A 10,587-nucleotide genomic window follows, 5' to 3' on the forward strand; every position below is an offset into this window, starting at 1 on the left:
CCCGCTGGATGGACCCCCGGGCGTGTCAGGGTAGGAGGTCGGCGGGCCGGGCGAGTACCGCCTCGCGGCAGACCCGGGTAGTGCGTTACTCGTGCCCGTAGACCCGTGCGCGAGCGACGATTGCATCGGCCGCATCCCGCCGGCACCCCCGAGCACCCGCCGGACCCCCGGGATGCGGCCTCCCTGTGTCCGGGACAACTCCGCGGCCCCGTGATCCTCACGCCGCAGGTGGCGGCATTATTCGGGTGAACTTGTCGGTGGTCTGGGCGATACTTGGCCGCGAAAACCACTCGTCACATGACCGTCACCTACGTCAGGAGTGTCATGCCCGACGCCATTATTGCCGAGGGTCTGATCAAGAAGTACGGCCGTCTGGTCGCCCTCGACGGACTCGATCTCACGGTGCCCGAGGGCACCGTGACCGCCCTCCTGGGCCCCAACGGCGCGGGCAAGACCACCACCGTCCGCGTGTTGACGACGCTGCTCGTCCCCGACGCCGGCCGCGCCACGGTCGCCGGGATCGATGTGATGCGCGAGCCGCAGCGGCTGCGATCCCATATCGGCGCCTCCGGCCAATACGCGGCCGTCGACGAATACCTCACCGGATTCGAGAATCTCGAGATGGTCGGGCGGCTCTACCACCTCGGCGTGGCCCGCAGTAAGCAGCGCGCCCGCGAGCTACTGGACAGGTTCCGGCTCGCCGATGCCGCGGACCGCCCGGTCAAGGGCTACTCCGGCGGCATGCGCCGCCGCCTGGATCTGGCCGGGGCCCTCGTCGCCAACCCGCCGGTGCTGTTCCTGGACGAGCCGACCACCGGGCTGGATCCGCGCGCCCGGATGGATCTGTGGGATGTCATCGAGGAGCTGGTCGCGGGCGGCACCACGCTGCTGCTCACCACCCAGTACATGGAGGAGGCGGACCGGCTGGCCGATGCGATCGCGGTGATCGACCACGGCCGAGTCATCGCCCGCGGCACCGCCGACGAGCTCAAGACCCGCGTCGGCGGCGATCGCATCGAGCTCACCGTCGACCATGTGGACAGCCTCGGGGTCGCGCAGCAGGCCCTGGCGGGTCTGGCGGTCGGGGAGATCCACCTGGAACCGGGCCTGCGCCGCATCACGGTTCCGGTCAGCGACGGCTCGGCCGCGCTGGTCGACGCGATCGGGCGCCTGACCGCCCATGAGGTCACGATTCACGATGTCGGCCTGCGGCGTCCGTCGCTCGACGATGTCTTCCTCACCCTCACCGGACACGATGCGCAGGAGCTGGTCAACGGCGATCGCGCACTGGAAAATGCCACGGAAGGACAGCTGCGATGAGCTCACTCGTCATCGATGAGCCGGCGCCGCTCGCGCGGCTGGCCATGCTGGTCAGCGACTGCGTGACGATCACCAAGCGCAACGTCATCAAGATCCGCCGGGTGCCCGACGTGCTGGTCTTCTCGACCCTGTCGCCGATCATGTTCGTGCTGCTGTTCGCCTTCATCTTCGGCTCGGCGATCAAACTCCAGGGCACCTCGTACCGCGAGTTCCTGATCGCCGGAATCTTCGCCCAGACAGCGGTCTTCGGCGCGACGTTCACGGGATCCAGCCTGGCCGAGGACATGCAGAAGGGCATCATCGACCGGTTCCGCTCGCTGCCCATGGCGCCCGCGGCGGTGCTGGTCGGGCGCACGGTCGCCGATGTGGTGATCAACGTGGTCAGCCTGGTGGTGATGTCGGTGACGGGCCTGTTGATCGGCTGGCGGATTCGCGGGTCACTGCTGGACGGGGTGCTCGGCTATGTGTTGCTGTTGCTGTTCGCCTACGCGGTGTCGTGGATGATGGCCGTGGTCGGCCTGCTGGTGCGGGCCCCGGAGGTCTTCAACAATGCCAGCTTCGTGGTGATCTTCCCGCTCACCTTCATCGCCAACACCTTCGTGCCGAGCCGCGAATTGCCCACGCCGCTACGGGTTTTCGCCGACTGGAATCCCGTCTCGGCGGTCACCCAGGCCACCCGCGACCTGTTCGGCAACACCAGCCCGCTCATGCCGACCTCCGATGTGTGGTCGATGCGGCATCCCGTGATCACCACGCTGATCTGGGTGGTGGTGTTGCTGGCGGTCTTCATTCCGCTCTCGCTGCGACAGTTCAGGCGCGCGGTCAGCAGGTGATCCGGCCAGCCCGCGCTGACCTGTGAATACTGCACGAACTGCGCGGCTGTGACACAGTGGTCGCATGCAGTTGGGGACCTCTGGCAAGTCCGGCCGGTTGCGCAACCGGTTGATCATCGCAGTCGTGATCGCCGCCGCGGGCGGCTCCGCATGGCGGGCGCTCACGCGCCGCCCTCAACTCCCGGCGCCGGCCCAGGAGCCCCCGCGCCTGGGCTACTCCACCAACGGTGTGAGCTACGGTGTGAGCCCCCACCGCGCAGTCCAGTCTTAACGCAAACCTCTTCGGGTCCTGTGATGCACCGTCCTGCACCGCGCGGCAATTCGCTTCGTGAATATATGGGCATTCGGTCGGGCACACCCAGAACTCGAGTTGGCCACTCACCGCCGGTCCGCGACGCAGCTTTAGTGGCACATGCCGGTGCGGATGCCAGCGGGATAACTGATTTCGTCAGCACATGGGTAACTCACCGGGGACGGGCTGACTCGAGCGGGCCGTTAATCGCCGGTCCGCAAATCAGATCTCGCGCCACTCGCTGGTACGCAGAGGCGCGGAGAGGCGGGTATGCCACCATGTTCGGCGTGACTTCACCGAATCAGACCTCCGTGGCAACGCTGCACACGAACCACGGCGATATCAAGATCTCGCTTTTCGGTAACCACGCTCCGAAGACGGTGCGCAACTTCATCGGCCTCGCCGATGGCTCCGCCCCGTATTCGACGCAGAATGCGAGCAAGGGCACCAGCGGCCCGTTCTACGACGGCAGCGTCTTCCACCGTGTGATCGATGGGTTCATGATCCAGGGCGGCGATCCCACCGGCACCGGACGCGGCGGCCCGGGGTACGAATTCGGCGACGAGTTCCACCCCGAACTGCGCTTCGACCGCGGCTACCTGCTGGCCATGGCGAACGCCGGACCCGGGACGAACGGGTCGCAGTTCTTCATCACGGTCGGCGCGCAGCCGCACCTGAACCGCAAGCACACCATCTTCGGTGAGGTCGTCGACCCGGATTCGCGCAAGGTCGTGGATTCCATCGGCACCACGGCGGTCGACCGCAACGACCGACCCAAGGATCCGGTCGTCATCTCCGGCATCACCCTGAGTCAGTAACCGCAAGAAGCACACGGAGTTTCGTGAACCCTCAACCGCCCGCGCCGACCTGTTTCCGCCATCCCGATCGGGTCACCGGTTTGGCGTGCACTCGGTGCGGGCGGCCGGCCTGTCCGGACTGCCTGCAGCAGGCCGCCGTCGGTCAGCAGTGCGTGGAATGTGTGGCACAGGGCCAGCGCGACACGCGTCAGGCGCGCACCCCGACCGGCGCCGCGGTGGCCACCAGGCCCACGCCGTACGTGACCTACGCGCTGATCGCGCTGAATGTCGCGGTCTTCGCGGTCACCGTCGCGCAGGCGCACAGCCTGTCCCGCAACAGCTACTCCACGCTGTTCTACGACTGGGTGCTGGTACCGCAGGTGGTCGGGCACGGACAGTGGATCCGGGTGGTGGGCAGCGCCTTCCTCCACTACGGCCCGGTGCACCTGGCCGTCAACATGTTCGCGCTGTACGTCCTCGGCCGCGACGCGGAAACGGTGCTGGGCCGCTCGCGCTATCTGGCGATCTATTTGATCTCGATGCTCGGCGGCGCGGCCTCGGTCATGTGGCTCGCAAACTCGAACACCGCGACCGCGGGCGCCTCCGGCGCGATCTTCGGCCTGTTCGGCGCGCTGACCGTGGTGCTGCTGCGGCTGCGGCGCAGTCCGACTCAACTGCTGGTGGTGATCGCGATCAACCTCATCATCAGCGTGTCGGTGCCCGGAATCTCACTGTGGGGACATCTCGGCGGACTGGCCGCGGGCACCCTGGCGACCGCGGGCCTGCTGTATGTGCCGCGGTGGTTGCGGGCGAGCACGCAGGGGATGGGCGTGCGCATCGGTTGGGCCGCCCTGACGCTCGTCGCGGTGCTCGCGATCGTGCTCATCGGAGTGGCGCCGGCGGCGATCGGTTCGTGAGTCCGGCTCAGACCACGGCCAGGCCGTGGGCGACGAGCGCGTCCAGCACGTCCTGTGGATGAGTGCCGAGGTCCCAGCGACCGAAGATGAGCAGCCGGTCCTCACCGTGGTGGTCGATGTCGAGCTCGAGATTCGGCACCTTGCGCCCGAGACGGCGGAAACTCACCACGCGGGCCCGCACGATTCGCTCCCGTGGATAGTGCGCCGCCCCGAGCAGGCCGCGCACGATCAGCTCGGGCCGCTCACCAGGGACGATGGTCAGGCGCGGGCGTTGCCGCAGGCCCAGGGCGGCCAGCGCCAGCAACAGCACGGCCGCGATCCCGACCAGCAGCCGGCTCGGCGCGTCGTCGGCGAGCATGGCCACGGCCGCCAGCGCGATCCCGCCCGCGCCCGACGCGGCCAGCGCGAGCGGCGGGGTGGACCATTGCAGCCGGGATACGGGCTCGGAAGTCACAGCTGCGCCTCGCTGGCGCTCGGCTCCGCTGTGCCAGGCCGTGCTGGGCTGATGGTTCCCTCGCTGCGCTCGGTCACAATCCCCACTCGCTCCTCGAGTTGTCCACAGGCTCATCCACAGGTGTGTATGAATGACACGGATGTAATGACCCGGTCTGATCGATTCAGCGCCAGCGCATCGTCATGACCAGGCCGATGACCATGAGTCCGAACCCGATCAGGAAGTTCCAGGCGTTGAGGTTGGCCATCCAGCTGATCTTGTCGTTGGCCAGGTAGTACACCAGCAACCAGGCGAGCCCGGCCAGCATGAAGCCGAGCATGATCACGACATACCAGACCGGGGACGGTCCGCCCTTGATCTTCACCGGGGTGCGGCTGGCGGGGTTGATCGTGTAATCGGTCTTCTTGCGGACCTTCGACTTGGGCATGACGTCCTCGTATTCGGGGTACAGGTCGTACCGGCGGGGGCGCGCGCCCGGCGCTGCCGGTCTGTACTCAGGCTATCTCAGCTGGGTATTCGTGCGCGTCCCGGACCGTTGTCATCATGTCTCCCGGGTATTCCCCGCGACGGCGTGGCGGGCCACCCCGTACGCTTTCGGTTATGCGTGTTCTGGTCGTCGACAATTACGACAGCTTCGTGTTCAACCTGGTCCAGTATCTGGGGCAGCTGGGCGTCGAGGCGATCGTGTGGCGCAACGACGACGCGCAACTGGCGGATGTGGACAGCGTCGTCACCGCGTTCGACGGCCTGTTGATCAGCCCCGGTCCCGGCACGCCCGATCGCGCGGGCGCCAGCATCGACCTGGTGCGCGCCTGTGCCCGCCACGAGGTGCCGCTGCTCGGGGTGTGCCTGGGGCATCAGGCGATCGGGGAGGCCTTCGGCGCCACCGTCACCCGCGCGCCCGAACTGCTGCACGGCAAGACCAGCTCGGTGTTCCACACCGGCGAAGGCGTGCTCGCGGGCCTGCCGGACCCCTTCACCGCGACCCGCTACCACTCGCTCACCGTGCTCGAGGAGACGCTGCCCGAGGAGATCGAGGTGCTCGGACGCACCGACTCGGGGATCGTGATGGCGATGCGGCACCGCACCCTGCCCATCCACGGGGTCCAGTTCCATCCCGAATCGGTGCTCACCCAGGGCGGGCACCGGATGCTCGCCAACTGGCTGGAGGTCTGCGGTGCCCGGCCTTCGGAGGGGTTGATCGAAACGCTGGAGGCCGAGGTCGCCGCCCTGGTCTGAGTGGCGTGGTGTGATTCAAACCGTGCGCCCCCATGTTCTGCTGTCCGCGGCGGTCAGCGTCGACGGCTATCTCGACGACGCGAGCCCCGATCGGCTGCTGCTGTCCAATCCGGAGGACTTCGACCGCGTCGACGCGGCGCGCGCGGACTCCGATGCGATCCTCGTCGGCGCGCGGACCCTGCGCCGCGACAACCCACGCCTGCTGATCTCGAGCCCGGCCCGGCGTGAGCGGCGGGTAGTCCACGGAAAACCCGAGCACCCGCTCAAGGTCACGATCAGCGCGAGCGGCGAGCTGGATCCGGAGCTGCGGGTCTGGCACGGCGGCGGCGACAAACTCGTTTACACCACCGACGCCGGCGCGGTGCGCCTGGGACGCACCCTGTCCGGACTTGCCGAGGTCGTATCCCTCGGCGCGACGGTGGATTTCGGTGCGCTCCTGGACGACCTCGGCCGCCGCGGCATCGGCCGCCTGATGGTCGAGGGCGGCGGCTGGATCCACACCGCGTTCCTGTCCCAGGACCTTGCCGACGAGCTACTGCTGGCCGTCGCGCCCCTACTGGTCGGGGATCCGGACGCGCCCCGGTTTCTGCATCCCGCCGCCTATCCCGGTGGCTCACGGCGCAGAATGGAATTGGCCGACGTCGCGCGGATCGGTGACGTCGCCCTGCTGCGCTACCTACCCCGGCGCGTCGACCCGCCAGCGGACGAGAATCCTCGACGTGCGAACTGACTCGATGCTTGGAGAGGCGGATGAGTTGAACCAGGATCGCCAGTGGATGCGGCACGCGATCGGCCTGGCGCGGTTGTGTCCGAAGAGCCCGACCGCGTTCTCGGTCGGCGCGGTCATCGTCGGGGCGGACGATATCGAACTGGCACACGGGTTTTCCCGCGAGACCGACGAGAAGGTGCACGCGGAGGAGTCCGCCCTGGACAAGCTCGGTGACGATCCGCGTCTCGCACACGCCACCATCTACAGCACGCTCGAACCCTGCTCGCAGCGCGCGTCGGCGGATCGCGCGCCGTGCACCGATCGCATCCTGGCGGCGGGCATCCGCCGTGTCGTCATCGCGTGGCGCGAGCCGGCCACCTTCGTCGCCGACTGCGTGGGGGTGGAGAAGCTGCGCGATCACGGCATCGAGGTGGTCGAGCTGGTGGACATGGCCGACGAGGCCATGTCCATGAACCGCCACCTCGTGCTGAGCTGAAGCTAGGGCGGGCCGAGCACTCCGGTCACGATCGTGATCGTCGCGGTCTTTCCGACCGAGGTGCCCGACTTGGGCTGCTGATCCACGATCCGCCCGACGTTCCCGGCGTCGAAGGTGCCCTGGGTGGACTGGACGATCTGTCCCGCGCCACCGGTCCAGCCCGCCGCATGCAGCGCGTCCACCGCCTGCACGGGCGTCATCCCGTTCAGGTCCGGCATCGCGATCTGATCGCCGCCCGACACCTGCACCGTCACGGTCGAACCCTTGTCTGCCATCGATCCGCCCGCGGGGTTGGTCGCGATCACCTCGCCCTTGGGGCGGGGGGACGGCACCTGCTGCACGACGATCTTGAATCCGGCGCTGTCGGTCAGGTTGGGTTGCGCGACACTGATCGACTGCCCGACCACCTGCGGCACGCGCACCTGGTCCGGACCCTTGCCCAGCGAGATGGTGACCGCGGCGCCGGAGTCGATCTTGCTGCCCTCCGGCGGATTCTGGTTCACCACCTTGTCCTTGTCGTCGATGCTGGACGCGTCGTGGCCGATATTCGGATCCAGCCGCAGGCCGAGGGCGTTGAGCTGCTGCTCGGCCTGCTGCTGGGTGAGCTGCGCCAGCCGCGGCACGGGGATCTGGGCCGGTCCGGAGGAGACCTGCACGGTCACGGTGCTGCCCTTGGGCGCCCGGGTGCCGCCCGAGGGCTGGGTGGAGATGACGTTGCCGGTGGCCATCTTGCTGTCGGCCCGGTCCTGGGTCGCGACGGAGAAACCGGCCTTCTGCAGCTGGTCGACCGCCTGTGAGGCGGCCCTGCCCGTCATGTCGGGGACGGTCGCCTGATTGAAGCTGCCGTCCGGGCCGAACAACACCCAGTACAGCGCGACCAGCACCACCACGATGCCCGCCCCGACCGCGCCGATCAGCAGCGTGCGGCGCGGGTCCCGCGAACCGACGGCCTCATGTTCGGCGGTATCGCTGTCGCGGTCGCCGCCGCGGTAGCGCGGCTGCGCGTCGGCGCTGCCCAGCAGGGTGGTGCGGTCCTCCTCGGTCATCACCATGGGCGCCTGCGGCTTCTGCCCGCCGAGCACCCGGATGAGGTCGGCGCGCATCTCGGCCGCGGTCTGGTACCGGTTGGCCGGGTTCTTGCTCATCGCCTTGAGTACGACCGAATCCAGCTCGCGCGGCACTCCCGGGTGCACGTGCGAAGGCAGCTGGGGATCCTCGCGCACGTGCTGATAGGCCACCGCCACCGGGGAATCGCCGGTGAAAGGCGGTTCGCCGGTGAGGATTTCGTAGAGCACGCAGCCGACCGAATACACGTCCGAGCGCGCGTCGACCTGTTCGCCCCTGGCCTGCTCGGGCGAAAGATATTGTGCGGTACCGATCACCGCCGCGGTCTGGGTCATCGAATTCGCGCCGTCCGCGATGGCGCGGGCGATGCCGAAGTCCATCACCTTCACCGCGCCGTGGCGGTTGATCATGATGTTGGCCGGCTTCATGTCGCGGTGCACGATGCCGTTCTTGTGGCTGAAATCCAGTGCCGCACAGACATCGGCGATGACTTCCATGGCGCGCCGCGGCGCCATGGGCCCCTTGCCACGCACGATGTCGCGCAGGGTGTCGCCGTCGACGTACTCCATCACGATGTAGGGCAGCGGCCCGCCGTCGACCTCCGCCTCGCCGGTGTCGTAGACCGCGACGATCGCCGGATGGTTCAGCGCCGCGGCGTTCTGCGCCTCCCGCTTGAACCGCAGATAGAACGTCGGGTCGCGAGCCAGATCCGCGCGCAACACCTTGATGGCGACATCGCGGCCCAGCCGTTCGTCCCGGGCCTTGTGGACCTCGGACATACCGCCGAATCCGATGATCTCGCCAAGCTCATAGCGAGAAGACAGATTCTTCGGGGTGGTCATGGCGTTCCTTGCGAGGAGGTAGCTGGGGCGCTGTTGTTGTATTGGCCGTGCGTGTAGGGGCCGTACGGGCCCTGCCCGTACCGACCCGGAGTGTTCTCGCTGCTCGTTCCGTTGGCACCCGGAACCCCTGGATATGGTAGTTCCCAGGTGGGGTAAGTCTGGTCACCCGTGGCCCATGGCGGTACACCCGGACGGTGTTTGCGGGTGGTTGTCGGGGTGGTCGAATCCTCGGTGGTCGTGTCGGAGGGGGTGGTGGTCGCCGACGGCGTCGTGGTCGTCGTGGACGGGGCTGTGGTGGTCGTGGTGACCGGAGGCGGCACGTACCGCCTCGTGGTCGTCGTTTCTTCGGTGGTGGTCGGCGGTGCGGTCGTGGTGGTCGTCGGGGCGACGGTCGAGGTGAACGTCCGCACCGAGGGAGTCACGGAATTCTGCGGCGGATGCCCGCTCAACAGCACCCACGCCGCGGCGCCGCCGAGCAGCACGGCGCCGACCCCGAGGCCGATCATCGCCTTGGCCGCCCGGCTCAGCCCGGGCTCGTCGTCCAGGCCGGCGGCGGCCCGGGTACCGGGCGGAACGGTGCCGCGGCCGCCGGGCAGGCCCGTGGTGGCCCCGGGCGGATGGGCGGAATAGTGTGCGTCGTCGTCGAATTCGTCGTCGTAGTCGTGGTCGTAATCGCGGTCGTAGTCGCGGGGCAGCACGGTGGTCGCGCCCGTTGGCGGCAACACCCGCGCCGCACCGGCCGGGAGCGGTCCGCCGGGCATGCTGCGCGGCGTCGGCGGACGCCGGCCCGCCCGCACCGCGGCGACCGCGTCGGCGAACTCCCCGCCGCTGCGATAACGCCGCGCCGGATCCTTGGCCATGGTGATCTCGATCAGCTCGCGCACATTGGGCGGTAGATCCGACGGCATCGGCGGCGGGGTGTCGCGCACGTGCTTCATCGCGACGGTCAGCGCGCCGTCGCCGGTGAACGGCCGCTGCCCGGCGAGGGCCTCGTAGCCGACGACACCCAGCGAGTACACGTCGCTGGAGGAGGTGGCGTCCTCGCCGGTCGCCTGCTCGGGCGCAATGTACTGGGCGGTGCCCATCACCATGCCGGTCTTGGTCACCGGCGAGGCGTCCACGGCCTTGGCGATGCCGAAGTCGGTGATCTTCACCTGGCCGGTCGGGGTCACCAGGATATTGCCGGGCTTCACGTCGCGATGCACGACGCCGGCGGCATGGGCGACCTCGAGCGCGCGGCTGGTCTGCTCGAGCATGTCCAGCCCCTGCACGACAGACAGCCGCCCGAGCCGGTTCAGCACCGCGTTCAGCGGTTCCCCCTGCACCAATTCCATGACCAGGTAGGCGAGTTCGCCGCCCTGCGGGTCCATGGTCTCGCCGTAGTCGTAGATGCCGGCGATGCCCGGGTGATTGAGCTGCGCGGTCGTCTTGGCCTCGGTGCGGAACCGGAGCCGGAACGTCGGATCGGCCGAGAACTCCGCCTTGAGTACCTTCACGGCCACCCGGCGGTCCAGCACCGTGTCCAGCGCCTCCCATACCTGGCCCATGCCGCCGGTGGCGATCAAGCGTTGAAGTCTGTAGCGGTCCGCGATCAGCGCACCATTGGTCAGCATTCCAGCCCCC

The 10,587-nt window shown here is 68.4% G+C and carries 12 protein-coding genes; 8 read left to right on the forward strand and 4 right to left on the reverse strand.

The window, feature by feature from the left end; all coding sequences use genetic code 11:
• Window positions 1-324: 324 nt before the first annotated feature.
• The 5 genes from KO481_RS00980 to KO481_RS01000 all read left to right on the forward strand — a co-directional run bounded on the left by KO481_RS00980 (window position 325) and on the right by KO481_RS01000 (window position 4,159).
• Complete coding sequence (locus tag KO481_RS00980; protein ID WP_215915016.1) at window positions 325-1,320, forward strand: ATP-binding cassette domain-containing protein; 996 nt, start codon at window positions 325-327, stop codon at window positions 1,318-1,320.
• Complete coding sequence (locus tag KO481_RS00985; protein ID WP_215915017.1) at window positions 1,317-2,153, forward strand: ABC transporter permease; 837 nt, start codon at window positions 1,317-1,319, stop codon at window positions 2,151-2,153. The genes KO481_RS00980 and KO481_RS00985 overlap by 4 nt, the downstream gene beginning before the upstream one ends.
• Window positions 2,154-2,217: 64 nt before the next feature.
• The gene (locus KO481_RS00990) at window positions 2,218-2,424 is read left to right on the forward strand and encodes a hypothetical protein (RefSeq protein WP_215915018.1); all 207 of its coding nucleotides are present in this window, start codon (window positions 2,218-2,220) and stop codon (window positions 2,422-2,424) included.
• Window positions 2,425-2,732: 308 nt separating this feature from the next.
• On the forward strand, window positions 2,733-3,263 hold the full coding sequence (locus KO481_RS00995) for a peptidylprolyl isomerase (RefSeq protein ID WP_308166199.1): 531 nt from the start codon (window positions 2,733-2,735) through the stop codon (window positions 3,261-3,263).
• 23 nt (window positions 3,264-3,286) lie between these two features.
• On the forward strand, window positions 3,287-4,159 hold the full coding sequence (locus KO481_RS01000; protein WP_215915020.1) for a rhomboid family intramembrane serine protease: 873 nt from the start codon (window positions 3,287-3,289) through the stop codon (window positions 4,157-4,159).
• 7 nt (window positions 4,160-4,166) lie between these two features.
• On the opposite strand, the gene KO481_RS01005 is transcribed toward KO481_RS01000, so the two are convergent.
• Window positions 4,167-4,613 (reverse strand): PH domain-containing protein, encoded by a 447-nt coding sequence (locus KO481_RS01005; RefSeq protein WP_308166201.1) that lies wholly within the window; start codon window positions 4,611-4,613, stop codon window positions 4,167-4,169.
• Between the two features lie 163 nt (window positions 4,614-4,776).
• The gene (gene crgA / locus KO481_RS01010; protein ID WP_215915022.1) at window positions 4,777-5,040 is read right to left on the reverse strand and encodes a cell division protein CrgA; all 264 of its coding nucleotides are present in this window, start codon (window positions 5,038-5,040) and stop codon (window positions 4,777-4,779) included.
• 173 nt (window positions 5,041-5,213) lie between these two features.
• Here crgA and KO481_RS01015 point away from each other — a divergent pair, with 173 nt between their 5' ends.
• From KO481_RS01015 to KO481_RS01025, 3 genes are read left to right on the forward strand one after another with little or no spacing between them, the layout of a single operon-like run.
• Window positions 5,214-5,852 carry an aminodeoxychorismate/anthranilate synthase component II gene (locus KO481_RS01015; protein WP_215915023.1) on the forward strand — a complete coding sequence of 213 codons (639 nt, stop codon included), beginning with the start codon at window positions 5,214-5,216 and terminating at the stop codon, window positions 5,850-5,852.
• Window positions 5,853-5,874: 22 nt separating this feature from the next.
• On the forward strand, window positions 5,875-6,582 hold the full coding sequence (locus KO481_RS01020; RefSeq protein WP_215915024.1) for a RibD family protein: 708 nt from the start codon (window positions 5,875-5,877) through the stop codon (window positions 6,580-6,582).
• 25 nt (window positions 6,583-6,607) lie between these two features.
• The gene (locus KO481_RS01025) at window positions 6,608-7,057 is read left to right on the forward strand and encodes a deaminase (RefSeq protein WP_245400214.1); all 450 of its coding nucleotides are present in this window, start codon (window positions 6,608-6,610) and stop codon (window positions 7,055-7,057) included.
• A 2-nt stretch (window positions 7,058-7,059) separates the two neighbouring features.
• Here the strand turns inward: KO481_RS01025 and pknB are convergent, their stop codons facing one another.
• Entirely contained in the window at window positions 7,060-8,964 is a 1,905-nt protein-coding gene (pknB, locus tag KO481_RS01030) for a Stk1 family PASTA domain-containing Ser/Thr kinase (protein WP_215915025.1), read from the reverse strand.
• Window positions 8,961-10,577 (reverse strand): protein kinase domain-containing protein, encoded by a 1,617-nt coding sequence (locus KO481_RS01040; RefSeq protein ID WP_245400215.1) that lies wholly within the window; start codon window positions 10,575-10,577, stop codon window positions 8,961-8,963. The genes pknB and KO481_RS01040 overlap by 4 nt, the downstream gene beginning before the upstream one ends.
• Between the last annotated feature and the right edge of the window lie 10 nt (window positions 10,578-10,587).

This window comes from Nocardia albiluteola, from assembly GCF_018860155.1.
In the GTDB taxonomy this organism is placed as follows: Bacteria; Actinomycetota; Actinomycetes; order Mycobacteriales; family Mycobacteriaceae; genus Nocardia; species Nocardia albiluteola.

Coding starts and splice junctions, on each gene's coding strand:
- KO481_RS00980 (WP_215915016.1), top strand. CDS start 325: ATGCCCGACGCCATTATTGCCGAGGGTCTGATCAAGAAGTACGGCCGT.
- KO481_RS00985 (WP_215915017.1), top strand. CDS start 1,317: ATGAGCTCACTCGTCATCGATGAGCCGGCGCCGCTCGCGCGGCTGGCC.
- KO481_RS00990 (WP_215915018.1), top strand. CDS start 2,218: ATGCAGTTGGGGACCTCTGGCAAGTCCGGCCGGTTGCGCAACCGGTTG.
- crgA (WP_215915022.1), bottom strand. CDS start 5,040: ATGCCCAAGTCGAAGGTCCGCAAGAAGACCGATTACACGATCAACCCC.
- KO481_RS01015 (WP_215915023.1), top strand. CDS start 5,214: ATGCGTGTTCTGGTCGTCGACAATTACGACAGCTTCGTGTTCAACCTG.
- pknB (WP_215915025.1), bottom strand. CDS start 8,964: ATGACCACCCCGAAGAATCTGTCTTCTCGCTATGAGCTTGGCGAGATC.
- KO481_RS01040 (WP_245400215.1), bottom strand. CDS start 10,577: ATGCTGACCAATGGTGCGCTGATCGCGGACCGCTACAGACTTCAACGC.